Source organism: Microbulbifer aggregans (genome assembly GCF_001750105.1).
Taxonomy (GTDB): domain Bacteria; phylum Pseudomonadota; class Gammaproteobacteria; order Pseudomonadales; family Cellvibrionaceae; genus Microbulbifer; species Microbulbifer aggregans.
On record NZ_CP014143.1, the window covers coordinates 149,824 to 175,826 of the forward strand.

Genomic DNA, 26,003 nt, shown 5'->3' on the forward strand with positions numbered 1-26,003 from the left:
GTCCGTCTCTTGTCTTGTTGGGAGCGAAGTGGCCGCTTGGGGGTAGCCACTTCTATTCATAGCCCGCAAGGGCAACACACTATAAATCCAACGATTTAGAGAGGATTTACAATGAAAAAGAACCTCCTGTCCGTCGCTGTGAAGGGCGCTATCAGCCTGACCGCAGCCGCAGTAATGGTTCCCGCCATGCCGGCCTTCGCTCAAGAAGATGCCCAGCTGGTAGAAGAAGTTATCGTTACCGGTTCTCGCATTAAGCGTACCAACTTCGACGAAGCTGCTCAGGTAGTGAGCATGGACCGTCAGGACATCGAAGCCCTCGGCAACCTGATGATCTCCGACACCCTGCGCTCCACTCCGCTGAACTCCCTCGGCTCCTTCAACGAGCGCTCCGGTAGCTCCGCCCAGTCCAACTCGACCGTTGACCTGCGTGGCCTGGGCTCTCAGCGCAGCCTGGTGATGATCAACGGCCGCCGCATGCCGGGTTCCCCGAACCTGGGCGCCGCTTCCATCAACCTGAACATGATCCCGATGACCGCTGTTGAGCGCATCGACATCCTGGCCGACGGCGCTTCCGCCGTTTATGGTTCTGACGCTGTTGCCGGTGTTGTAAACCTGGTAATGCGTGAAAACTTCGACGGCCTCGAGTTCACCACCCGCCGTGGTGAGCGCTCCAATGACGACGGTATCGAAGAGTCTTTCGGCTTCGTAACCGGCATCACCGGTGAGCGCGGCAACATCACTTTTGCCGCTGAATACAACCGTCGCGACCCGATCTTCGACGGCGACCGCGATTACACTGCCGCCTGGATCCGCGACAATGGCGACGGCCGCCTGGACGCCTACCTGGATACCGACGGCTGGTCCTACTACGGTAAGACCATCGAGATCTACGATCCGAGCACTGGCTACTACGACATTCAGGCAGCTACCAGCTGTGGCGATGACTCCACCTTCATGGAGACCGGCGCAGCAGCATTTGGCGAGCCGAATGGCACCCTGTGTGCCTACCCGTACGCCAACATCTCTGCCAACAAGGCCGAGCTGAACCGTGCCAACACCTTCCTGAGCGGTAACTACCAGATCAGCGACGAAGTAGAGTTCTTCGCCAACGCGCTGTTCTCCAAGGTTGACTCCTTCGGCCGCTATGCACCGCCCGCCGCTCCGTGGAGCGACATGCCGTCCGACTACTCCGACGTACCTTTCGATATCGACGGCCTGCTGGCTGACGGTTCCATCACCGAAGGTAACTACGAAGTCAACGGTTACTACCGCTGGACCAACATCGGCCCGCGTGACAACTACGTAACCGACACCCAGTACGACCTCACCCTGGGCTTCCGCGGTGACCTGGCCAACGGCATGAGCTACGAGACTTACGCTCAGCGCGGCCGTTACGAGTCCAAGGAATTCGGTAAGTACTACCTGTCCTACCCGGGCCTGGATTACGTGATGGCTTCCGGCATTGATCCGTTCTCCCCGGAAGGTGCAGCCGCTATGCGCGCCAGCACTTCCCAGGACAACTTCACTGCCATGTCCAAAGTCTACGGTCACCTGCAGTTTGACGCTGGCAACTGGCTGGGCGCAGGCGAGACCATCGTTCTGACCGGTGCTGAAGCTTACTCCATCGAGTACGCCAACCAGTACGACGCCGCTTCTGAAGCCGGCCTGGTGGGTGGTAGCTCCGGTAACTCCGCTGCTGGTGAGCGCGATGTTGCTGCCGTGTTCGCGGAAGCCATCATCCCGGTTACCGACCAGATCGAAGTGAACGCTGCCGTTCGTTACGATAGCTACAGCGACTTTGGCTCCAACGTTGCACCGTCCCTGTCCGCCACTTACAACGTGACTGACACCCTGACCCTGCGTGCACGCGCTGGTAAAGGCTTCCGCGCTCCGGCCCTGGACGAGCTGTACGGTCCGTCTGCCTTCTCCGCGGAAGATGCAACTGACCCGACCAGCGGCCTGTCCCGTCAGTGGGATACCTACTACTCCACCAACGAAGACCTGGATGCGGAAACCTCCACCTCCCTGTCCTTCGGCGGTAACTGGGCATTCGCAGACGGCTGGAACCTGGACGTTGGTTTCTGGAACGTAGAAGTTGAAGACGTAATCCTTCAGCCGAGCACACAGGAAATCTTCTGGGCCCGTGCAGGTGGCGTGGAACTTGATCCTGCCAGCGGCATCTGGATCTCCGGAACCGGTGCTCAGACCGAGGTCTTCTCCCAGACCACCAACGCCGGTATCCTGGACGTATCCGGTGTCGACATTAAACTCGACGGCGTTATTGATACTGAGTTCGGTCAGTTCAGTGCCGGCGGCCTGATCAGCCAGCAGCTTTCTTACGAGAAAGACGCCTACTACCTGGGCCCGGTTCAGGACGTATCCACGTTCAACCTGTACCCGGACATGCGCGCTCAAGCAGTCTTCGGCTGGAGCCTGGGCATGCACGCGGTTGACCTGACTGTCGACTACATCGCTGCTCACGATGAGTTCACCAAAGTATCCGGTAGCGGCTCCCTGTCCAAAACCGGCGAAGAGCTGGACGACTGGACCACTCTGAACCTGGCTTATCGCCTGAGCACAGAGTCCTTCGGTTCCATCAAGGTCGGCGCTCGTAACCTGACCAACGAAGATCCGGTTATGGACAAAGACGGCAAGTACGCTCGTGACCACTACAACCTGTACGATGCAACAGGTCGCATGGTTTACGCTGAGTACACCATGAGCTTCTAAGAAAGCTACTTTATTCTTAAGTTACTTAAGAAGAAAAAGGGTCAACTATGTTGGCCCTTTTTTAGTTTTGGGGATTAGATTCATGAGACGACAACATTGGGATGAGTTTTGGAAACAGGGGTTCATCACCACTTTCGGTGATTCCTTGCGAAACAACTATCAGGGGCAGGTAAGAGAATTCTGGGAAAAGGTATTTTCAACTGCCAACCCAAATAGTCGTGTGCTGGATGTCGCAACAGGCAATGGCGCCCTTGCTTGTATTGCCGCTGCAATCTCCAAACAGCACCACTTATCGCTGGAAATTTTGGCAGCCGATGCAGCAGAGATACCTGCATCTATTGACGCTCCGAAAGAGATAATGGAGCTAAGAGAATCGATACAATTTTTCAGCAACATGCCCTGTGAATCCCTCGCTTTTCCGGCTGACCACTTCAACCTCATTACATCCCAGTATGGAATTGAGTATGGCAGGTGGGACCAGTCAATCCCCGAGGTGTTCAGAACACTCTCTCAGAAGGGTGTCGCCGACTTCCTATGCCATCGGGACCGGGCCATAGTGGTCAAAAAGTCCGTTGCGGAAATCACTATTTACCGCTCGGCATTACAAAAATACCGCATTTTCGATGCAGCCGAGAGGTTCACCCAGGCTTATGGAAAAACCGGATCATCCAACCCGCAAGAGGCCAAAGCGCTAAACAAAGACATCAATGACTTTAAAGAGGCGCATCAAGGTCAACAGCTCTGTCACGTGCTGGTTTCAGATATCGCCGGCCAACTAAAAAGATTGCGTACAGTCGACACCACGCAAGTCGTTGCAGCGCTCCGTGAGCGCAAATCAGAGTATTCAGCGGCAATGGCCCGGCTTGAGGACATGGCAGACGCAGCCCTGTCAGACTCCGATATTGAAAGCATCGTTAATCTGGCAACCCGTAGCGGCTTCAAAGATGTCACAACAAGAGACATTTACCAGAGTGGAGAATTAATTGGCGTCCACATCCATTTGGTAAAGTGAGCAGCGACAACCGGCTGGCGGCAAGAAGTAATATCTCCACGAGCCCGCGCTCAGCGACCAGGCGCGAATCCGGGAGTAACACCTTTCTCTCGCCCTTCCCAAAGAGCAAGCCTCTCCCCCAGTCCAGCCCGGTCCAGTCCAGCCCGGCCATAGCAGGGTTGCCACAATATCCTCTAACGCTGGGAGCATCGATCACCGTGTGAGGCAACGCCAGATCGCACTCAAAGCTGCCTTACCCCCTCATTGATGAGAGTCGCAAGGGTGTCTGCACCAGAATTCCAGAGGTGTCATCCGGCCAGCTATCGTACGTAGCTCTTAAGTCCTCCAGTGATAGCCCGATCACTAATGCCGATGGCAATCTTTCCCTGATCACTACTCTATATGAGTGCTCTCACTACTTTTTGTTGGAGCCCGTCCCCTCAGCCTAAAAAAGAAAAGAAAGCCCAAGGCACGGAAAGCCTCCGCCCCGCCGAAATGGCGACTTTTTATTACTTTCATGACTATCAATGACACGCCCTAAAGGCCCACCTCTCCACCCCCCGAACCTGACAATATGTCACGAACTGTATATTGTTATTTTTGTGAAAATTTACTTGATTTTTTTGTTGAGGCGAATTTTGAGCCACACGTTATAGCTCTGTTGGGAGGGAAGTGGCCGCTTGGGGGTAGCCGCTTCCAATCATCGCCCGCGTGGGCAACACACTATAAGTCCAACGATCAAGAGAGGATTTACAATGAAAAAGAACCTCCTGTCCGTAGCTGTGAAAGGCGCTATCAGCCTGACCGCAGCCGCAGTCATGGTTCCTGCCATGCCCGCCTTTGCGCAGCAAGACGCACAATTGGTGGAAGAGGTTGTCGTAACCGGTTCCCGTATCAAGCGTCAGGACCTGGAATCAGTAACCCCGCTAACCTCTATCGGCGCAGAAGAATTCAAAATTTCGGGCAACCTGAACGTTGAGCAGAAGCTGGCGGAACTCCCGCAGACCCTGCCCAGCTTTGGCCCGAGCTCCAACAACCCGGGTGACGGTACTGCGCGCGTTGACCTGCGCGGCCTCGGCTCCTACCGCACTGTGGTACTGGTAAACGGCCGTCGCTACATCCCGGCCACCCAGACCGGCATTGTCGACCTGAACACCGTTCCCGGCACCCTGATCAAGAGTGTTGACGTAGTAACCGGCGGTGCTTCCGCGGTATACGGTTCCGACGCTCTGGCTGGTGTTGTTAACTTCCAGTTGGTCGACGACTTTGAAGGCGTTCAGATCACCAGCCTGTACGACGTCACCGGCGAAGGTGATGGCGCCAAGTCCAACATCGACCTGACCATGGGTGGAAACTTTGCCGACGGTCGTGGTAACGCCACTGTCTACGCATCCTGGTCCGAGCGTGAAGCAGTAATGCAGGGCGACCGCGACTTCTCTAACGTTGCTCTGACCGAGAGCGGCGGCCAGCTGGTTGCCGGTGGTTCCTCTGGTGTTCCGGGCACCCTGGTGTTCGATACCGGCACTACCTTCAATTCAGACGGCACCTCCCGTGAATGGATGGATCCGGCCGACCGCTTCAACTATGCGCCGGACAACTACCTGCAGCTGCCGCAGGAACGTTTCCTGATCAGCTCGTTCGCGCACTACGACATCAGCGATAAAGTGACTGCATACGGTGAGATGGCCTTCTCTCACAACGAAGTACCGCAGGAACTGGCCCCGACTCCGGCCTTCACTACTGTGTCCGTGAACCCGAACACTCCGTTCTTCGATGATGCTTTCCAGCAGACTCTGCGCGATATGAACGTAGCTGCCGGCGTTGATGCGAGCACCCCGGTAGACCTGTTCGTCGGTCGCCGTATGGTAGAAAACGGTTCCCGCCAGTCCCTGGATACTCGTGACGGCTTCCGCATCCTCAGCGGCTTCCGCGGCGATATCAACGACAACTGGTCGTTCGACACCTACTACAGCTACAGCAACCTGGAAAACACCAACCTGCTGAACAACGACGTGGCTGCGTCCCGCTTCCGTCAGGCCATCCTGGTCAATGACGCTGGCACCGCCTGTCAGGACACATCCAACGGCTGTGCGCCACTGAACATCTGGGGTGCTGGCAACATTTCACAGGAAGCGATCGACTTTATTAACGTCGGCGCAACCAACGTGACCAGCATTACTCAGGAAGTTCTCTCCGCGAGCATGTCCGGCTCCCTGGCCACCCTGCCGTCTGCTGACGAAGCGGTCGCCGTGGTATTTGGCCTGGAATACCGCAACGATGAATCCACCTACCGCCCGGACTCCTTCCTGTCCGCCGGTGACGTTCTCGGCTTCAACGCCGGTAAAGAGACCGTTGGTGGCTACGATGCTCAGGAAGTATTCTCTGAGATCAACGTACCGCTGGTATCTGGCAAGCCTGGCGTCGAGAGTCTGGACTTCTGGGCTGCGGCTCGTTACTCCGACTACTCCAACATCGGTGGTGTTAGCTCCTACGCGACTGCCCTGAACTATGCGCCGATCGATATGCTGAAGATCCGCGCTGGTTTCCAGCAGGCCGTACGTGCGCCCAACGTATCTGAGCTGTTCCTGGGCCAGTCCAACGGCTTCCCGTCTGCTGACGACCCCTGTGCCGCCGGCAACGTAACTTCTGATACCGATACCGCACTGTGTTCCGCTACTGGTGTTACTGCCGGCAGCTTCACTCAGGCCAACAGCCAGATAGAAGGCCTGTTCGGTGGTAACCCGGATCTGAAGGAAGAGACTTCCAACACCTTTACCTTCGGTATTGTCGCTCAGCCGATGGAAGGCCTCGATATTGCTGTTGACTACTACAGCATCGAAATCGAAGACGCCATTGACGTACTGGGTGGTGGTGTAAACAACGTTCTGGACCTGTGCTACAACGTTGTGAAGGACATCAACTCTCCGTTCTGTCAGGCCATTTCCCGCCGCGGAGACGGCAACGTTCAAATCGTTAATGTACTGAACGAAAACATTGGCCTGATCGAAACCAACGGTATTGACTTCAACGTCAACTACGGCACCGATCTGGACTTCGGTATTGATGGTGGCTCTTACCTGAGCCTCGCCTTCAACAGCACCTACCTGCTGGACTACGACGAGACTCCGATTGCCGACCTGCCCGAGCGCGTCAACACCTGTGCCGGCGTATTCGGTAATACCTGTGGTTCTCCCCGTCAGGAGTTCAACTGGAACAGCCGTATCACCTGGACCAGCGGTGATCTGACCCTGTCCGCACTGGTTCGCTACCTGGGTGAAACCGAAGACGACGTGATCGAGAACAATGGCGTAGCGGCTTCCGATCTGGTGGTACCGACTCTGGATGCAGAAACCTATCTGGATCTGAGCCTTGGTTACGCCATGACCGAGAACCTGGACCTGAACTTCGGCGTGAAGAATGCCCTGGACACCGAACCGACTCCGCTCGGCGACGCCCAGGAGCAGGCCAACACCTTCCCGTCGACTTACGACCTGCTTGGTCCGCGCTACTTCTTGAGCGCAAGCTACCGGTTTGAGTAAGATTGAACCTGTAGTGAGTTGAGGTAAGGAAACGGCGAGCTTAGCTCGCCGTTTCTCTTTCAGGTATCGGAGAAAAAATAGCTGTAAACATGAACAAGCTCCAAGTCACCCCTCAGACCCTTGCCCAGCTTTTCCAACTGATCAACACTGGCCAGGCTGCCCGCGCCCTCCCCTATCTGCAGCAACTTGCGGCGCACAATCAGCATGACACCAATGTTCTGCACCTGTCTGCCCTGGCCTACGCGTCTGTGGCCAACCACCAACAGGCCAGAACCTGTTTCACTCGAGCCCTGGAGATCAACTTTGATCAACCTGAGGTACACAACAATTTTGCCAACTTCCTGAAAAGCGCTGGCGATAACTCTCAGGCCAGATTGCACTACCGGCACGCAATCGATATAGCCCCCAAGTTTCAGGACGCCTGGCGCAACCTCGCCATCCTGGAATATGAATTGGGAGATCTGGAGCCTGCGCTTGAGCACGCAGGGAAGGCCCGGCAACTTGCGGCGGATGACCCGGCAATCCTCACTCTACTCGGCAATATCTACCGGAAAAAAGACCAGCCTGAAGATGCACTGAACTATTTTGACCAGGCGCTATCCCTAAAACCGGAGCATGTCACTGCCATTTATGGCAAGGCCCTGACCTGCTCGGCGCTGGAGTTAAATGATGAGGCCCTGTCCCTGCTGGAACGGGCGTTGCGTCTGCGCCCGGATTCCGCTGATATTCAGTATGCACGTGCCCTTACGCTACTGAACCTCGGTGACTACGAAAAAGCGGAACAAAACCTGACTGAGCTGCTGACCAACAGCCCACTGTATCTGGATGCCCACCGCACGCTGAATGAAATTTACTGGCAGCGGGGCAAACAGGCCGCCTTTGGGGAGAGCTATCGCCAAATTCCGCACAATCAGCGCTCGGATATCCGGGTCGCGATCGCACAGGTAGAGGATCTGCTGGCAGCGAAGCGTCTCGATGAAGCTGCGCAACACCTGGACTCCGGCTGGAAGGCCTCTACAGATCCGCGTATTTCTTTCTTGCGAGGCCGTATAGCGGAGGAGCGTGGCAACTCGAGCGAGGCCCTGCCACTGTATGAGCGCGCCTTTACCGGCTACCCGGAATTGAGCGTCGCCAAGCAGTTCTTTATTGCATTGATCCGAGCGGGACAATTCGAGCGCTGTGAAGCGCAGATCGCCGACAATCTGGAACGGGCTCCGGAAGACCAGCTCTTGTGGGCCCTCCGCGGAACCTGCTGGAAAATGCTTGGCGACGAGCGCTACCATTGGCTCACCAGAGGCAATGATTTTGTGCGGGCTTTTGAAATTCCCACACCGGTCGGATTCAGCAGCCGAAGTGAGTTCCTCGGGGAATTACGGGCAACATTGCTGCTGATGCACAACCTCAAGACACAACCACTCAACCAGTCTGTTCGTGCAGGGGTGCAAACACCCGGGCGCCTGCTGTACAAACGCGACCCCATTATCCAGGCCCTTCGCGAGAGCCTTACAGAAGTGGTCAGCGAATACATTGCTGCCATGCCGGCAGACGTAGCACACCCCCTGCTGGGACGAAAGTCCGCTAGTTTTCGTTTTTCCGGCTCTTGGTCGGTGCTGCTGAAAGGCGGCGGCCACCACGTCAGCCATGTGCATCCCCAGGGGTGGATCAGCTCAGCATTCTATGTAAGCGTTCCGCCGAGGGTAACAGGCGATAAAATGCAGGGAGGCGATATCTATTTCGGACAGTCTCCCTACGAGCTCGGCAAGACCGACACCATCGAAAAGAGCCTGAAACCTGAGCCGGGTATGCTGGTGCTGTTTCCTTCGTTCACCTGGCACGGCACCATTCCATTGGCAGAAGCGGAGAATCAAGAGCGAATCACGGCACCGTTCGACGTGGTGCCGGCCAACGACTGATCGTCGAACACCGCACTGAGCCTAAATCAGCCGAACCCCAGAGCCAATTAATCTCCGGGCGTGCCCCGCCGCAACCAGCCAGTAATAGAGAGACGGCTACCAGCAGCAAACGGCGTCACATAGGCAACGGAATGCTTTCTGGGCACCTTGAATACATTGATGGCGTTAAACGCCGGCACCAGACTCCTGGCGATACTGCCGCTGCTGTCAAATACATGGAACAGGCCTCCCCAGTCTGCCCGCCAATCCTTGGTGAGATTCAGCACATAGGCGGCTACCCGGTTCTTGCCCTGAACATCGTCATCGTGCTCTTTTAGGAAGTGCCCCCGTTCGTAACTGGTAGCCTGGACATCGGCGAAAGCAATCGAGTCATCGCCTACCAGACTACGCATGGCATCCAGGAAAGCGCGGCTATTGACCAGCTCATAAACTTTGTTCAGCTCGCTATCCGGCAACAGCTTGCGAGTGTAGATATCGTAGATAGGAATCGTCTTGTAGTAGTACTGGAATTCACTCTCCGCCTGCGCCCAAACCACCTGAGAGAGGGTAGCTTTCTGCTGTTCCGTCCAGCCAGAGTAATCCCGGTAACTCAGATCGACATGTTCACCGTTTTTATTGAACGCAAGGTTCCATTCGGGCTGGGACGCAAGCAGTGCATGCAATGCTTCGGCAGATTGTTCCTGCAAGAAATCTGCAACCTGAACAACGCCCTCCGCGACAAATTCTGCCCGGTATGGCTCAATGTCCAGCCCCCGTGAAATGTGATACATTGCCAACCCCTCGGCGATAACCAGCCGGAACTAAAAACTAAAAAAATTATATTCCCGAGAACGGATTTCTCCGGCGAAACCCAAAGCAAAAGAACTTCGCCAATCTTACCAGAGAAGCCCTATCCGCATGAATCAACTCACTCCCATTCACACAGCTCAGGAGGCCATACGCAGGGGCGATCTTGCCTTGGCGTGCGAAATACTGGAAGACAGCCTCAAACCTAAAGGCAGTGTTGGCACCAGCCAGGTTGATCAATCCCGCGTGATCCAAACACGGCAGCTGCTGGCCGAGGTCTATCTCCGTCGTGGACAAGTTCAAGCGGCGCGACGCCAGACAGAGGAGTTGCTCCGGCAAGCCCCGGACCATATCGACGGCCGCATCCTGGAGGCACATATCGCCAGGCTCGAGGGGCGCGCCCAGCATGCCCAGGAATTGCTCACGCCAATCGCGCAGAGGGCCGATGCCACCCAAGGCCAGCTCAAGCTTATTGCAGCAGAGTGGGTTGCCACCGGTGCTTTTTCGCAGGCCGTCGACACCTTGCAAAAGGTGGAGCCGATGGATGCTCAGAGCTTCTATTACCTTGGGCTATCGCATTTCCGTCTGGGACAAATTGGCAAGGCACTTCCCATATACCGCAAGTTGTTTGCCAGTATTCCGAATAGCCCCACCATCGCAAAAGAGCTCTCCCTGGTTGCCGCTGAGTTCCGGGAATTCAAAACGGCGATCGAAGCTTACAGCCGCTATATGCAGCTGAGCGATCCCACCGCCGCCGACTTTGTGAAATTTTCTGACCTGCTGCTTATGGGTCACAATGTGGCGGATAGTCAGAGACACCTTGAGAAGGCTCTGGCAATGGGAGAGGACAGTGCAGAATCTCGCCTGCTGGAGGCAAAGATTGCCAGGCTTTCCGGTGACTATGGCAAGGCACTGGAGCGGGCACATGCCGCCCTTGTGCTGAGCCCTGGCTTGGGCAGCGCCTGGAGCATTGTCGCCGAGCTGACAGAGGCTGCATCCGTAGATGCTGTGTTGATTGAGCGGTTGGCGCAGGCGATCTCTGGTGCGTCGATGGCACCACACGATCTAGAGCTGGCCCAGTTTGCGCTGGCCGAACTTCATGCCAAAGCCGGCGACTACAGTACAGCATATGCACAGATTCGCGCTGCAAATCAGACCAAGTCGACTTTGCTGAGGGAGTCTGGGGCCCTGTACAACAGACACACGATGGAAGAGCTGCTGACTACCGCCCGGCAAGTCTTTAGCGGAAACCTCGCACCAAAGGTATCCACCGACTCACACAGGCCTGTTTTCATTGTCGGCATGCCCCGCTCCGGAACGACGGTGATCCACCGCCTGCTGGATGCTTCGGGAGAATTGCAATGCATCGGTGAAAGCGAAGCACTGCCCTTCGTCTACGCCCAACTGCAGCAACGCCTGGGACACATGCCGGAGAAACTCTTGCATCAGCTCAAAGAGGATGACTGGAATGAGCTAGCGATAGAATACCTGCGGCGCGCCGGGGCCGGAACCGAGAAAAGAGATCTCGCAGATAAGATGCCGCATAACTTCCTGTACGTGGGCATGATCCTGTCGATGTTCCCCCAGGCCCGAATCGTACAATTACGACGTGCCCCCTTTGACGTATGCATGTCAATCTATGCCAAACCTTTTCCAGAAGGACATAGCTATGCGTGCGACCCTGGAGATCTCGCGCATTTTTACTACCACTGCAATGCACTGATGGATTACTGGGCCGAAGCTTTTCCAGATCAGACCTATAACCTGGATTTTGATCGCTTCCTCGAGACCCCCACCGATTCCGCCCGGCAGCTCTTCGAATTTTTGGGCTATCCGTGGCAAGAGTGCTATCTCGAGGCCCGGTCAGATTCCCCCCAGGCCTTCACTTTTAGTGAACTCCAAGTGCGCAAGCCAATCAGAAAGTCCGAAGCCGGCAAGTGGCAACAATACAGGAAGGTGGCGACAGATCTCCTGACTGAACTGAAAACCGCATCCAACCAATCAACCTCGGACGCTAATTACAAAAAATAGGGGGCACTCAGGGCAATGTCGTATCAGATCAGTTCAGAGTTGGATACCGCCAGCTGGGCGGAAGAATATCAGCGGGATTCCCGTTGCCGTATATATCAATTTCTCACACCCGCCGCAGCGACTGAGATGGCGCAGATGATTACTGGTAACGCCCGATTTCGACAGGCGCATATTGCGGAGGGCCACAACAGGGAGTTATCCAAGGAGGAGTTCTCCTCCCTCCCGCCTGCAGAGCGCCAGCAGCTGGTGCGCAATGTCTACACCATGGCCGCTCGTGGGGTCGGTTTCTGGTATGGGCGCTGTGGCCTCGACAAACAGACACCCGCGCCCCTCGACTCCCTTTTTGCATGGCTCAATAGTGACCAGTTACTGAAAACCGTGAGAGCGGTCACCGGCATTCCCACCCTGACGTCCACCTCGGCGCAAATCACTTCTTTCGCACCGGGAGACTTTCTCACCCGGCACCGGGATGATGTCACCAGTGAAAGCAGGCGTGTTGCGTTTGTCATCAACCTGAGCGAGCAATGGCACCCTGACTGGGGCGGCTTACTTCAGTTTTTTCATGACAGTGGCACCACACGTGAATCCTGGTCTCCTGAATTCAACAGCCTGTGCTTGTTCGACGTGAAGCATGTCCATTCTGTTACCGCGATCGCCCCGTTTGCGCCGCGAGTGCGCCTGGCGATCAGCGGATGGTTCCATGACCGCAACCAAACTTGAGCCATCGGGCAATCTACTTCTTATTCTGTGTAGACATCGCGTTTACCAGAGACGGATATAACAACAGCACTTGACCTTGCCCCCGTTATTCGTGCGAGGTTCTACAATCACAGACAAGTAATCCCACTCTTGCTGGCGGAAGCGTGCCACGAGCAAACCCAGGCCCGGTTTGACAGGTGAAGGTAAGAAGCAGCGATTGGCATGTACCGCATCCAGGACACCTGAATCCAGAAAGACCGGTGGCTCCAGACAAGTGTACCGCTCGGGAGTGAGCGATAGTGCAATTTGGCGCGTCAGCGGCCAGTGCGGTCTAACATGCGGCACTTTACGCAATCTTGTTGCTGGCACATGCGCCCCACCACCTGATGAAGAACTGATATGGATACACTGACCGCATTCCTGACTCTCCTCTTTGTTATGGACCCATTGGGAAACATTCCCGTTTTCCTGGCAGCACTAAAGAATGTTCCTCAACGGCGCCAGCTCTACGTCATCATGCGCGAGCTGATCTTCGCGCTGATCGTACTGCTGGTATTCCTGTATGGCGGCAGATTCCTGCTTGCCTGGCTGGGTCTCTCCCAGGAGGCCATTCGCATTGCCGGTGCGATCATCCTGTTCCTGATTGCCATCCGCATGGTTTTTCCGATACCGGGCGGCATCATGGGGGAGCGGCTTGAAGGTGAGCCATTTTTCGTGCCATTGGCGGTGCCTCTGGTGGCAGGACCTTCGACAATGGCGATCCTGATGCTGATGACCAACAGCGAGGGGGAACGCCTGCTGGACTGGACGCTCGCCTTGCTGGGAGCCTGGGGGGTTTCCGCCGTGATTCTCCTGATGTCCGCGCCTCTGGCCCGCCTGCTAGGGAACCGGGGATTGATTGCGGTAGAGCGCCTGATGGGGATGGTACTGGTAATGCTGTCGGTTCAGTTGTTTCTCGACGGGGTTAAGCAGAGCCTGGCTTAGATGTTCGTGGCCGCAGGGCTTACATTTCGCGATGCACTCGAGAGCACTGCCGCACTGCTAGCGCAGTGAATTTCGTCCACATGCCTGCGTGTTGGAACATGCTTGCTCTTGCCATGTCCTAACCATAGAGACGGCCAGCGAGCGCCTGATCCCCCTCCTTATTCTTCTCCAACCTCCAGAAATGTTTGTTTTTTGATCATTTCGATGATCGGCATCAAATCCATAGAAAAAGAAATTTCATCCCGGAATAACCCATATTTTCACAAACTTGTCATAACAATAATTTTATTGAAGTGACATCCCGCACCTCTCCAGATCACTTTTTAGCCGGCATGGTTATCCGATAACCGATATTTACAATCGACACAATATGTCATTGTGACAGGTTAGTTCACTAATCATTTTTGATGCACTAAAGTCACGCTGCGCTAAAAATGCCGCATAAAGATAAACGCATTGTTAGTACCCCCAAAGTACATAAGAAGGATGCAATATGATTAAGACCAAGCTGAGCGTAGCCATTGCCGCTCTCGGTACCATCGCCGCTACCGGCGTGGTGGCCCAGGACGCTGTTCCCGGTCCGGCCGTTGAAGAAGTGATCGTGACCGGTTCCCGCATTGCCCGGGATCCGCTGTCCACCACTGGTCCCATCACCATCGTCGATTCCGAGGCTATCCAGCGCTCCGGTGTTGGCACCATCGACGAGCTGCTGAACGACCTGCCTTCCATGGGCACCACCGGCATCAACTCCAACGACAACAACGGTGGCCAGGGCCTGTCATTCGTTGACCTGCGCAACCTTGGCTCCGCCCGCACTCTGGTGCTGGTCAACGGTCGTCGTTTTGTTTCCTCCGCCTCCGGCGTCAGCTCTGCTGTGGATATGAACAATATTCCGGTAGACATGATCGACCGTATCGAGGTTCTGACTGACGGCGCTTCCGCCGTTTACGGTTCCGACGCTGTAGCCGGCGTTATCAACGTGGTGATGAAGGACTCCTTCGAGGGTCTGCGTGTCAACGCCCGTACCGGTGCTACCACCGAAGGTGGCGGCGAGAACGGTGAAGTGTCTTTCACCTTCGGTAATGAAGGCGCCCGCGGCAACTTCATCGGTAACGTGACGCACAGTGTTCGCGACGAGATCACCTACAACGATCGCGAGTGGGCTGGCCTGTTCAGCTCCATGTCCCCGAATGGCAACATCCTCACCAACTACGGTAACTTTGCCGTGGGCGAAGATGGTGTCTCCCTGAACCCGTATGCCGCCTATGACATCGGCCAGCACATGTGGCTGTCCGGCGCGATGGAGCGCACCAGCGTCAACCTGTCCGGCACCTACTCCCTGACCGACGCGGTCGAGGCATTCGGTGAGTTCAGCTACACCAACAAGACCACCAACCAGCAGCTGGCTGCGCAGCCGATGTACTCTGGTAATGGTTTCGCGCTGAACCCCGAGCAGCACCTGCCGGCGGAAATTCAGAGCGAACTGCAGGCCAAGTGGCAGGAAGCCTATGATGCGTGGGTTGCCGCGGGCAGTGATCCGGAAGACTCCGTCAATCCCTTCCCCGGTGACAGCTGGGTAGCGGGCTTCAACGATTTCCGTGTGCGTCCGGTTGACGGCGGCACTCGTGACTACGAACAGACCACCGATACCTTCCGTGTCGCTGGTGGCCTGCGTGGTGATCTGGCCAACGGCTGGAGCTGGGACACCTTCGCGAGCTACGGCCGCAACGAAGGTGAGAACTCCACTTCCAATTCCTACAACAAGACCCGCCTGGACGAGATCTTCAGCGGTGAAGCCGGTCTGGACTACCAGTTCGCCGGTGGTATGAGCCCGGAGATCATCGAGTACTTCAAGTACGATGACCTGGAAGACAACGAGTACGAGCTGGTGAACCTGGGCGCGTCCCTGTCCGGCGATATCGAGTCTATCCAGTTCCAGGGCGGCGCACTGGGCTTCGCGACCGGTATCGAATACCGCGAGGAATCCGGTGAGTTCAACCCGAGCCCCGAGACCCAGAGCGGCGAGACCTTCGGCAACCAGCAGGATGCTACCGGCGGTGAATACGACGTGGCCGAAGTGTTCGCGGAATTCAACCTGCCGATCCTGGAAGGCGCCAAGTTTGCTGAAGAGCTGTCTGCTGACGTGGCAGTACGCTACTCCGACTTCAGCACCTTCGGTGGCCAGAGCACTGGCAAGCTGGGACTGGTTTACGCGCCGATCGAAGATCTGCGCTTCCGCACCAGCATCTCCACCGCTTTCCGTGCACCGGGTGTCTACGAACTGTTCAGCGGCTCCGCGCAGAGCTATGAGTTCCTGATCGACCCGTGTGACACCACTGCGTCCAACACTCAAGGTCAGGGCGCTAACTGTGACATGGTAAACCCGGGCTTCGCCCAGGCGGGCAACCAGGTTCCGACCAACATCGGCGGCAACGAAGACCTCCAGCCTGAAGAGGCCAAGACCTTCACTGCTGGCGTAGTCTGGACTCCTGCCTTCGTTGAAGACCTGTCCATCACCCTGGATTACTTCGACATCCAGGTGGAAGACGCGATCACCTCTCCGGACCTGCAGCGCATCCTGGATGACTGCTTCCGTGACGGCGTTGCCAGCGCGTGTCAGTTCGTGACCCGCGGTGCCGGCAACCAGATCGTGAAGCTGGAAGGCGCGAAGATGAACATCGGCCAGATCGACACCCGCGGTATCGATATGGACGTAACCAAGAACTTCTACTTCGACGCCGGCCAGCTGGCCCTGCGCGCCCAGGCAACCCACCTGCTGGAGTACATGGAGTACAACGAGCAGTCCGGCACCGAGTCTGACTACGTCAACTACGTCGGCACCACCGGTGGCCTGTACGTAGACTGGCGCGGCCTGGCCAGCGCCATGTGGTACGGCAACGACTGGGAAGCCGGTGCTGAAGTTCAGTACCTGAGCGATGGTGAGAGCGCCTACAAGCCGGTTGACGCCATGACCTACCTGAACCTGAAAGCAGGCTGGGACGTGAACGATGCCATGCGCCTCTCTGCTGGTATCGACAATGTGACAGACGAAGAGCCGGAAGACACTTCCGGTTACGGCGACTGGAACAGCAGCTACGACTTCAAAGGCCGTTACGCCTGGGCTGGTTTCTCTTACCAGTTCTAAGCAACGGTGCTTCGAACGAAGCTGAGAGAAGGGGGCGCCACTGGCGCCCCTTTTTTTGTGTCTGAATTTGTCTCCGCCGGGCTTTCCGCTAACTTGTGTACGTAAGCACACACTACTGCGGAGGTACTCCGTGTCCGCAAGAAACACCAGACCCCTGATCCATCGGTTGCTATTCGGAAGTCGTCACTCACTCTGGCTGTTGCTGTTCTGCCTGGTCACCTCACCCGCGAGGGCAGAAATCGTCTGGCACTGGAAGGATGCATTCACAGCTGAGGAAAAAACCAAGCTCACGCGCTGGGTCAGTGAAACCACTGCGGCCGTGGAACAGCATGTGGCCCCCTTCCCGTTCGACCTGCATATCTTTTTCTATCGCCGGCAAAGCCAGCGGGAACCTGTTCCCTGGGCCAATACCCGCCGCTCTGGCATCCAGGGAGTCAATTTCTATGTGGATCCGGATTACCCGCTGCAGGCATTTCTCGACGACTGGACCGCACCTCACGAACTCAGCCACCTCCTTATCCCCTACCTCGGCCGACAGCACGCATGGTTTGCTGAGGGCTTTGCCAGTTATATGCAGTTCCAGATCATGCAGCAGATGGGCGTGTTGAGCGCGGAGCAGGTGCAGGCCCGCTATCGGGTACGCGTGGAGCGCGCCGCACGGCGCTACCGCTATGACGACCGACCGTTTGCGGAGGCAGCGCTGCGACTGCGAGAGAACTCCGAGTACCCCACCATGTACTGGGGCGGTGCGGTGTATTTTCTCGATGTAGACAAGCAGTTGAGAAAAGATGGGATTTCTCTGCGGTCTGTGCTGACCGACTACGTGCGCTGTTGCCGCGTAAGAAATCACGACCTAGAGGCCTTGACCCAAGAACTGGATCGACTATCACGCACAAAGCTCTTTTCTGAAACACTGGCGGACAACCGCCTGCAAACCGGTTTCCCGGCTTTTCAGCACCTAATGCAATAGGCGTCGCTATATCATTGCGATGCCAGCCCCTCATCTTTCAGATACTGTAATTTACGTAAATAAGCCGCGCGAGCGCCGTCGGTATCGGTCAGAGAAAAAGCCAAGCGGAGACTTTCTCTGGACTTGTCGACATCCCCCAGCCGCAGACTCGTCAGCCCCATCAAAAAGTGAAAGCGGTGATCGTCCTCGTACTGGCGCAGTGCCCGCTTTATTTGTTTTTTGGCAACCTCGTATTCACCCTGCTCGTAAGCCTCACGTGCCTGGTAATAGAGAAAATAGGGGTTTCTTTCGCGGTGATAGCGGGCCCGGGCGGCATAGGCATCGGCCAGCTGGATTTTCCCCTCGGCCCGGTACAGCCGCTCCAGATTGCTGATAGAGACAAGGTGGCCAGTATTCAACAACAGGGCCTGCCGGTAGCTGGCCTCGGCCTCTGCCCGGTGTCCCGCGCGACTATAGAGTGCACCGAGATTCGCCCACAGGTCGGCGGAGCCGGGCTTCAGGCCGACTGCCTTGCGCAGGTGCAGGAACGCCCCCTCGACATCCCCTTCCTGCATCAGCTCTACCCCGCGGTTGCTGTAGTACTGCGCAAACGCCTCCCGGTCATCCAGGCGGCGCTGGTCGTATAGCGGGTCATAGGCTTCCAGATTGAAGTCGACGACCCGCCGCCCGCGCCGGTTTTCCGAGACCATGTTGATATGACGGTAGACGACGAAGGTCTGCTCCTCTTCACTACTCCAGACCGGCGGTACATCCACTTCATTGAAGTATGCATCTGCACCCAGTTCACGGGCCATCGCGACCATCATCAGGGTAAAGGCCAGGCAATTACCACGTTGCTGGTCAAAGGTCTCCGCTGCTGTGAGGGTCGCGTCCGCTTCGTAGTTCACATGGAAAGCTTGCTCGTCGAACGCGCGAATCAGGCCGGCCAAGCGGGCGTCAGGACTGCGGTGCGGGGCAATCCGGGCCAACTGTTGCCGAATCTCGGGAGTGAGAGAAAGCAGGTCTCGATCAGGGAGCTGCGCGAGGTCAACAGGCTCACCCAGAATCGCGGTCCCTGAAAGCGGAGCGGATACATCCAGCGGCGCATCAGGGGATGGCAGCGCGGCACAACCACTGAGCAAAAGTGCGAAAAGCACGGACGCGATTGGGGTTTTCATCGTTATATTCCCCTGCAAACAACTTTGCTTACAGGATTTACCACTAAACCCAGTCCCTGTGAACCCGAATGCGACAAATCACCCCGTTTCATTTGTAACCATTCGCCTGCCTATTACGCAGCTGTTACACTCCAAGGTCTTGTTGTGGCAGCTGCCGGCGCAGGCCAGCCGCTCTCACATTTCCGCTAGCCAGGCGTGAAAGATCCGCCCATACGGGTCATTTGCACCGGGCGAAAAAGGCTCGACTAAAGCTATAACAACTGGAATACAGGTTATGTCGTCGAATACATATCAGAACAGTGATGGCTTCTTTGGCCATCCCAAAGGGCTCTCCACCCTCTTCTTTACCGAGATGTGGGAGCGGATGAGCTACTACGGTATGCGCGCCCTGCTCGTGCTGTTTATGACCGCCAGCCTGCAGCAGGAAGGCCTCGCCTTCACCGTTGCTGCGGCAACCGCCATTTACGGTCTCTACACCGGTGCGGTGTACTTCCTCGGCCTGCCAGGTGGCTGGATCGCGGACCGCCTGCTCGGTGGCCAACGCACCGTCTGGTACGGTGGCATCATCATCATGTGTGGCCATATCGTCCTGGCCATTCCCAGCGACAGCACTTTCTTTGTCGGCCTGATTCTGGTTGCCACCGGTACCGGCCTGCTGAAGCCCAACATCAGTGCGCTGGTGGGCCATCTCTACCAGCCCGACGATGTGCGCCGGGACAGCGGCTACGCCCTTTACTACATGGGTATCAACATCGGTTCCGTGCTTGGCTACATGATCTGTGGCTACTTCGGTGAAAAGATCGGCTGGCACTGGGGCTTCGGCGCCGCCGCCGTGGGTATGGCCATTGGCCTGATCCAGTACCGCAAGACCATCGGTAACCTGGGCGATGCCAGCCTGAAGCCGGAAAACCCGATGACTGCCCAGGGTGAAAAGAAAGCCTGGAGCACCATCTGGGCCGTCGTGGCCGCAGTAGTAGCGATCACCGCCCTGACCATGGCCGGAATGATCACCATCAACCCGGTGGTCGTCGCCCAGTACGTGGCCGTGGCCTTTACCCTGATCTTCTTCGCCTACTACGCCTATATCTACTTTGCCGGTAACCTGAGTGGTTCCGAGAAGAAGAAGATGTGGGCACTGTTCCTGGTCTGTGTGGCATCGGCCTGTTTCTGGTCCGGCTTCGAGCAGGCGGGTTCTTCCCTGAACCTGTTCGGCCGTGACTACACCGACCGCATGATCGGCGCCTTCGAGATCCCCGCTTCCTGGTTCCAGAACGTCAACCCGATGTTCATCATCATCCTGTCGCCCTTCTTCGCGGCGCTGTGGATCAACCTCGGCAAGCGCATGATCACCCCGTCTTACGGTATGAAGTGCGCGATTGGCCTGATCATCATGGCCTCCGGCTTTATCGTCATGTTCTTCGCTGCTCAGTACGCCGCTGAGGGCCTGAAAGTGGCGCCTTACTGGCTGGTAACCACTTACTTCCTGCACACTGTTGGTGAACTGTGCCTGAGCCCGGTTGCACTGAGTGCGGTGAGCAAGCTGTCCCCGCGCCGTTTCGCCGGCCAGATGATGGGTGTGTTCGTACTCACCTACTCCATCGGCAACATCATTGCCGGCCTGCTGGCGGGTAACTTCGACCCGAACAACGTCTCCGAGCTGCCGAACCTGTACCTGCAGATTGCGATCTTCAGCATCGGCATCGGTGCAGTCATCGCACTGGTCAGCCTCAAGTCCAAGGCTTGGGAGACCCACGGTGACGGTGAAGAGAAAGAGCCGGTAGAGCCCGCCGAGGCACCTGCCAAGGCAGTCTGAATCACCGGATCGTAAAGCGTTCCATTACGCACAAAAGGCCGCTGGAGACAGCGGCCTTTTTTTGTGTCCGCACAAGGGACCAGCCCCCCCATTAAACAAGATCCTGGAGCTCGAGAGACCCTAGAGAGACCCTAGGGAGCCCCCTAGAGAGATCCTGAAGAGTCACTGGAAAAACACAGCAACAGGGGCGAGGGGAGTGAGAGGAATGCCTGAGTATTCGAGGCTCCCGCAAGCACTCTACGAGTGCTTGCGAGGCCAACTCGGACCGGCCTCACATAAGCAGGTGAAAGTTCAGCCAGATAAACCGCAGACCGATAATGCAAAGCAGGCCGGCGAAGCAGTTTTTCAGCACCTGCGGGGAGAGCCGGTGAGCAAGCAGTGCACCAAAGCGGGCAAAGAAAGCACTGGTCAGGACGATGCCGAGAAAGGCCGGCCAGTAGATATAGCCGGTGCTCCAGGCCGGCAGCTGCGGTTCTCCCCAGCCCTGGACCGCGAAACTGATCGCACCGGCAACCGCGATCGGCAGACCACAGGCTGCAGAAGTAGCCACCGCGCGCTGCATCCGGACTCGGCAACGATTGAGAAACGGGACAGTGAGTGAGCCACCGCCAATACCGAAAATGGCGGACGCCCAGCCGATCGTTGCCCCCGCGACAGTGAGTGCCGGGCGGCCCGGCACGCGGCCACCATCCTCCGGCAGCCGGGCGCGACGAAACCCATCCAGCCACATCTTGAACGCAATCGCGAGCGCAAAAAAACCAATCAGCAGTTGCAGCCAGGCGCCCGGGAGTAAGTGAGCAGTCACCCCGCCCAACCAGGAGCCCAACAGGATACCCGGCGTCATGACGGCAAAAATGCTCCAGTCGACGGCACCCTTGAGGTGATGGGTGCGAATGGAACTGATGGAAGTGATCACGATGGTCGCCAGGGAGGTGGCCACCGCCATATGGGTAAGGATTTCCGGGGCGACGCCCTGAGTGGTAAAAACCAGCACCAGTGCGGGCACGATAATCAGGCCCCCGCCGACGCCAAACAGCCCGGCGATGGTTCCGGCCGCAGCACCCACGAACAGGTAAATCAGTAGCGTTTCCATTACGCCCCCGCTAACAAAGATCCCTCGAAAAGCACGGTCATATCCTATTTATGCCGACACGGCCTACTGGTGCCGCGCGCCCGCGGAATCATGCAATCTGAATTACCGCTTTTCCCGCCAAGAGGCAAAAGTGCTGTGACGAATCGTTGTTCGCTTTACTTTTCGACGTTAAGCCAGTCAAACCCGCCCTGCTGGCAGGCGAAGATGCAGTTGGCGGCCTGCTCGGCAGCCTCCGCCAGAGCTGCGCGGGCCAGCGCCACCGTATTGTTCTTCTCACTGATATGGGCCACCACCAGATGCTGGAGCTGTTCGGATCCGACCCGCTGCAGAAACCCCGCCGCCTGCTGGTTACTGAGATGACCGTAGGCACCGCCGACTCGGCGCTTCAGTGACGGCGGGTATGGCCCCTGAGCCAGCATCTGCGGATCGTGATTTGCTTCCAGAACCAGGGCATCACAACCGGCGAAGTGGTTCTCCACATGTGGGGTCACGGTACCCAGGTCGGTCAGCAGGCCAAGACTGCTGCCGCGACTGCGAAATACGAATTGAGCCGCTTCGCGCGCGTCATGGGGCACAGCCACCGGGGTAACCTGAATATCCGCGACTGCGAAGGGCTGGTGCCCCTCGATCAGGTGAACACTCGGTAACTTGCCGATATCCCGGGCACGAAGAGTTCCCGGTGTGAGGTAAACCGGCAGCCCGTATTTACGTGCCAGCGGCGCCACACCGGAGAGGTGATCACTGTGTTCGTGAGTGACGAGGACGGCCGAGAGGTCGGCGGGAGACATCCCGAGCCGCGCCATGCGCCGCTCGGTTTCCTTGATGGTAAAACCGCAATCCACCAGCAGGCAGTGGTCGCCACTGGCGACCAGGGTGCCGTTACCTTTACTGCCGCTGCCGAGTGACGCGAACCTGAGCGTCATCAGATCAGGTTCTGTCGGATTGCCATCAGTAGTTCAGAGGCCTTGGCCCGCTTCAGGGGCTGGCCCTCGGTATCCCGGATACGCACTTCCACCAGGTCCGGGGTGCTGCGCACGACTACCAGGTAACCGGGGATTTCGGTTTCAGAGGCGCTGCCAGCACTGGGCAAATTGGAGAAGAGTACGGGTTCCACACCCTCCTTGATCCGGATATTGGCGATCACCTGCTGCATGGTCACCTGCTCTGCTTGCCGGGCAAGGTCATCTTCTTCACTACCGCCCCAGGAGAACCAGCCACCGTCCTCTTCTTCATCGGTGAGTTCGCGGTCCTCGTCATAGGTGACATAGAAAATACCGAGATCGGCGTCTTCTCCGTGCATCCGATAAGCGCCGGAGTTCACCGCGTGGGCTACGGTTGCCCAAGCGCGGTCACGGCTAAGGGCCAGAGTGATAAAGGGCTCCTGGCCTGCAGGCTCTTTCAGCTGCACCTTGACGGAACCACCACCAATGGCCTGTGCTACCAGTGAGGCGGCCGCACCGGTCGCATCGGCGGCCAGCGCAGTGGACATCTCGTCGATCATCCAGCCCTCACGCTCGGGATTGCTGGACATCTCTGGCCAGGTGACGGCAGCGCTGGCTGGCATCTCCGCGGGCGCAGAGAGGTGGCGGACATGAATTTCAGTGGTATCCGGCTGCACCCCGGACTCCACCCGCAGGCGGTACTTGTCCTTGGTTTCAGGCGAATCCTTGAACTGGAGCCAGGTGGTTTCCATGATGCCGGCGGTGGCATCGGAACGCTCCAGCTGCAAGCCTGACGTGCGCAGGAAATAATGCAATTGTGGCCAGACCTCTGCCGGCGGTTGGGAGACCAGCACCCAGCGTCGGTTGCCGAGCTTCTGGATCTTCACCCGTTCCAGCCCGGCGTTCACCGCCAGAGCCTGCGGACGCGGCACCTCGAACTCACCGCGCTCAAGTTCGGCAGCACCTACCTGGGGAATCTCGTACAGCTCTTCCTGGTTTTTGGCTTCCACTCCCTCAGGCAGCCGCAATGGCGGCAGGCTGTTGGCCATCTGGTAGTCGTCGGCCCGATCGCGGAAGTAGCCATTGTCGCCGAACACGCCGCAACCGCTCAGGGTCAGGCCGGCGATACAGAGTGCGGCTCCAGCAGTCAGTCTTGTCATTATTGCTTTCCTAAATCCAATTCTTGTTGGCGACACCGCCTGCAGCGGCTGGCCGCAATCAGAGTACGCCGGCGGAGCGCAGGGCCTCGCGCACGGTTGCATGATGTTCCGGAGACAGGCTGGTCAATGGCAGGCGAATGCCGCCGTCGATATGCCCCATTTCCCGCAGCGCCCACTTTACCGGTATCGGGTTGGACTCCACAAACAGCACTTTGTGCAATATCTGGATGCGCTGGTCGATGGCCCGCGCGGTTTCCGCGTCGCCCTGCAACGCCGCCGCGCACATCTGCGCCATCGCCGCCGGCGCCACATTGGCAGTCACGCTCACATCGCCGTGGCCACCTGCCAGCATCAGCTCGAGGGCCGTAGCGTCGTCACCAGAATAGATGGCAAATCCCTCGGGCAGCGTTTCGATCAGTTCCCGCGCACGCTCCAGATCGCCAGTGGCCTCTTTGATACCAACGATATTGCCGATGGCGGCCAGTCGACGCACCGTCTCCGGCTGCATATCCACCGCAGTGCGGCCAGGGACGTTGTAGAGAATCTGCGGGATGGAAACCGCCTTGGCCACCGTCTTGTAATGCTGGTAGAGGCCTTCCTGGGTCGGTTTGTTGTAATAGGGTGTCACCAGCAGGCAGGCATCGGCACCGCATTTGGCGGCGGTTTCAGTCAGCTCGATCGCCTCCGTGGTGGAGTTGGCGCCAGTCCCGGCGATCACCGGAATACGGCCTGCAACCTGGTCCACCACGCGGCGGATGACTTCCAGGTGCTCGTTCACGTCCAGAGTGGCAGATTCACCGGTAGTGCCCACAGCCACAATGGCGCTGGTCCCCTGCTCGATATGCCACTCCACCAGATTGTGCAGGCTGTCCCAATCCAGGCCGCCGTCTGCGAACATTGGGGTAACCAGGGCCACCATACTGCCGGAAAACATCCTAACTCCTTACTGTTGGGCCAGCCGGCGGCTTGTCGCCGGGAGCCGGCGCCGCCAAAAATAGACCGGTATGTTACTGAGCGCCGGGGGCAGATGCCAGAGCGTCCCGGTGCCTCTTTTCAACGCCCAGCGGGCGACTTTCTGCGCTTTTTCTTGCGCTTGCGCACCCCGTCATAGATCCCCGGTTCCCCGGGGGGGCGGGTTTTGAACCGCCGGTGCACCCACATGTACTGCTCCGGGTTCTCACGCATACGCGCCTCGACGAACTGATTGACCAGCACCGCGTCTTTCAGTTCGTCGCCGGACGGAATTTCCTCAATGGGCGGGTAGACCTTGACCCGGTAGCCAGCGCCACCTTCCAACCGTGTGACGATGTAGGGCACAACCTGCGCGCGCCCTACCCGGGCAAAGCGCGAGGTCCCGGTCACAGTCGCCGCCTGCTGGCCGAAGAGTGGCGCAAAAACGCCCTGTTTGATGCCGTAGTCCTGATCTGGCGCATACCAGACTGCCCGGCCCCGCTTCAGTGCCCGCAGCATGCCACGCACATCTTTGCGCTGGAACACCTCTGAATCGGCGCCGTGGCGCTCCCGGCCCTTGCGCTGCATATAGTCGTAGACCGGGTTTTTGTGCGGCCGGTACATGCCATCCACCGGGTGGCTCAGGGACATGAACTGAGCACCGATCTCCAGAGTGGTGAAGTGCATCGCCAGCATCACCACACCCTGGCCCCGCTCCGCCGGTTCCTTCAGGTACTCCAGCCCCTCGATCGTGAAACGCTTGCGCAACCAGCGGCCGGAACGGAACCAGGCCATACCGGTTTCCATCAGGGCGATACCGTTGGACTCAAAATTCTGGCGCAGTAAGGTATGACGTTCCGCCTCTGATTTTTCCGGAAAGCACAGTGCCAGGTTGCGCTCCGCAATGGTTCGCCGACTGCTGGCGAGGCGCAGCATGACCCGGCCCAGCCCACGGCCGATCGCCAGCTGCCAGCGGTAGGGCAGCTGTGCCGCCAGGTACCAGAGACCAAATAACAGCCAGGTCGGCCAGTAACGCGGATGCAACAGCGCCGCGCGGAAATGCGGTTTTTCCATAATTCAGGGGAACGATTGCCGCCAGA

General features: G+C 57.6%; 17 protein-coding genes. 10 read left to right on the plus strand and 7 right to left on the minus strand.

What is annotated here, in order from left to right:
* The first annotated feature begins 111 nt into the window (after positions 1-111).
* From AUP74_RS00655 to AUP74_RS00670, 4 genes are all read left to right on the plus strand, one after another.
* Complete coding sequence (locus AUP74_RS00655; RefSeq protein ID WP_069945860.1) at positions 112-2,730, plus strand: TonB-dependent receptor plug domain-containing protein; 2,619 nt, start codon at positions 112-114, stop codon at positions 2,728-2,730.
* Between the two features lie 82 nt (positions 2,731-2,812).
* Positions 2,813-3,742, plus strand: coding sequence for a class I SAM-dependent methyltransferase (locus tag AUP74_RS00660; protein ID WP_145924275.1), 930 nt, complete (start codon positions 2,813-2,815; stop codon positions 3,740-3,742).
* A gap of 734 nt (positions 3,743-4,476) precedes the next feature.
* Complete coding sequence (locus AUP74_RS00665; RefSeq protein ID WP_145924276.1) at positions 4,477-7,260, plus strand: TonB-dependent receptor plug domain-containing protein; 2,784 nt, start codon at positions 4,477-4,479, stop codon at positions 7,258-7,260.
* 89 nt (positions 7,261-7,349) lie between these two features.
* Positions 7,350-9,173 (plus strand): tetratricopeptide repeat protein, encoded by a 1,824-nt coding sequence (locus tag AUP74_RS00670; protein WP_069945862.1) that lies wholly within the window; start codon positions 7,350-7,352, stop codon positions 9,171-9,173.
* 47 nt (positions 9,174-9,220) lie between these two features.
* On the opposite strand, the gene AUP74_RS00675 is transcribed toward AUP74_RS00670, so the two are convergent.
* Positions 9,221-9,943: a 2OG-Fe(II) oxygenase gene (locus tag AUP74_RS00675; protein WP_069945863.1), complete on the minus strand. Its 723-nt coding sequence runs from the start codon at positions 9,941-9,943 to the stop codon at positions 9,221-9,223.
* 127 nt (positions 9,944-10,070) lie between these two features.
* On the opposite strand from AUP74_RS00675, the gene AUP74_RS00685 reads away from it, so the two are divergent.
* From AUP74_RS00685 to AUP74_RS00705, 5 genes are all read left to right on the plus strand, one after another.
* Entirely contained in the window at positions 10,071-11,990 is a 1,920-nt protein-coding gene (locus AUP74_RS00685) for a tetratricopeptide repeat-containing sulfotransferase family protein (protein ID WP_083260733.1), read from the plus strand.
* A gap of 15 nt (positions 11,991-12,005) precedes the next feature.
* Positions 12,006-12,710, plus strand: coding sequence for a 2OG-Fe(II) oxygenase (locus AUP74_RS00690; RefSeq protein WP_069945866.1), 705 nt, complete (start codon positions 12,006-12,008; stop codon positions 12,708-12,710).
* Positions 12,711-13,088: 378 nt separating this feature from the next.
* The gene (locus tag AUP74_RS00695; protein ID WP_069945867.1) at positions 13,089-13,673 is read left to right on the plus strand and encodes a MarC family protein; all 585 of its coding nucleotides are present in this window, start codon (positions 13,089-13,091) and stop codon (positions 13,671-13,673) included.
* A 493-nt stretch (positions 13,674-14,166) separates the two neighbouring features.
* Positions 14,167-16,818 carry a TonB-dependent receptor plug domain-containing protein gene (locus tag AUP74_RS00700; protein ID WP_069945868.1) on the plus strand — a complete coding sequence of 884 codons (2,652 nt, stop codon included), beginning with the start codon at positions 14,167-14,169 and terminating at the stop codon, positions 16,816-16,818.
* A gap of 130 nt (positions 16,819-16,948) precedes the next feature.
* Positions 16,949-17,788, plus strand: coding sequence for a hypothetical protein (locus AUP74_RS00705; protein ID WP_145924277.1), 840 nt, complete (start codon positions 16,949-16,951; stop codon positions 17,786-17,788).
* 11 nt (positions 17,789-17,799) lie between these two features.
* On the opposite strand, the gene AUP74_RS00710 is transcribed toward AUP74_RS00705, so the two are convergent.
* Positions 17,800-18,945 (minus strand): tetratricopeptide repeat protein, encoded by a 1,146-nt coding sequence (locus AUP74_RS00710; protein ID WP_069945870.1) that lies wholly within the window; start codon positions 18,943-18,945, stop codon positions 17,800-17,802.
* Positions 18,946-19,219: 274 nt separating this feature from the next.
* Between AUP74_RS00710 and AUP74_RS00715 the strand changes: the two genes are divergently transcribed.
* Positions 19,220-20,758 (plus strand): peptide MFS transporter, encoded by a 1,539-nt coding sequence (locus tag AUP74_RS00715; RefSeq protein ID WP_069945871.1) that lies wholly within the window; start codon positions 19,220-19,222, stop codon positions 20,756-20,758.
* A gap of 271 nt (positions 20,759-21,029) precedes the next feature.
* Here the strand turns inward: AUP74_RS00715 and AUP74_RS00720 are convergent, their stop codons facing one another.
* From AUP74_RS00720 to lpxL, 5 genes are all read right to left on the minus strand, one after another.
* Positions 21,030-21,851 carry a sulfite exporter TauE/SafE family protein gene (locus AUP74_RS00720; RefSeq protein ID WP_069945872.1) on the minus strand — a complete coding sequence of 274 codons (822 nt, stop codon included), beginning with the start codon at positions 21,849-21,851 and terminating at the stop codon, positions 21,030-21,032.
* A gap of 155 nt (positions 21,852-22,006) precedes the next feature.
* On the minus strand, positions 22,007-22,774 hold the full coding sequence (locus AUP74_RS00725) for an MBL fold metallo-hydrolase (protein ID WP_069945873.1): 768 nt from the start codon (positions 22,772-22,774) through the stop codon (positions 22,007-22,009).
* Positions 22,774-23,952 (minus strand): outer membrane protein assembly factor BamC, encoded by a 1,179-nt coding sequence (gene bamC / locus AUP74_RS00730; RefSeq protein WP_069945874.1) that lies wholly within the window; start codon positions 23,950-23,952, stop codon positions 22,774-22,776. The genes AUP74_RS00725 and bamC overlap by 1 nt, the downstream gene beginning before the upstream one ends.
* A 58-nt stretch (positions 23,953-24,010) precedes the next feature.
* Positions 24,011-24,886, minus strand: a complete 876-nt coding sequence (dapA, locus tag AUP74_RS00735; protein WP_069945875.1) for a 4-hydroxy-tetrahydrodipicolinate synthase — start codon at positions 24,884-24,886, stop codon at positions 24,011-24,013.
* Between the two features lie 119 nt (positions 24,887-25,005).
* Positions 25,006-25,977, minus strand: a complete 972-nt coding sequence (gene lpxL / locus AUP74_RS00740; protein ID WP_069945876.1) for an LpxL/LpxP family Kdo(2)-lipid IV(A) lauroyl/palmitoleoyl acyltransferase — start codon at positions 25,975-25,977, stop codon at positions 25,006-25,008.
* Positions 25,978-26,003 lie beyond the last annotated feature (26 nt).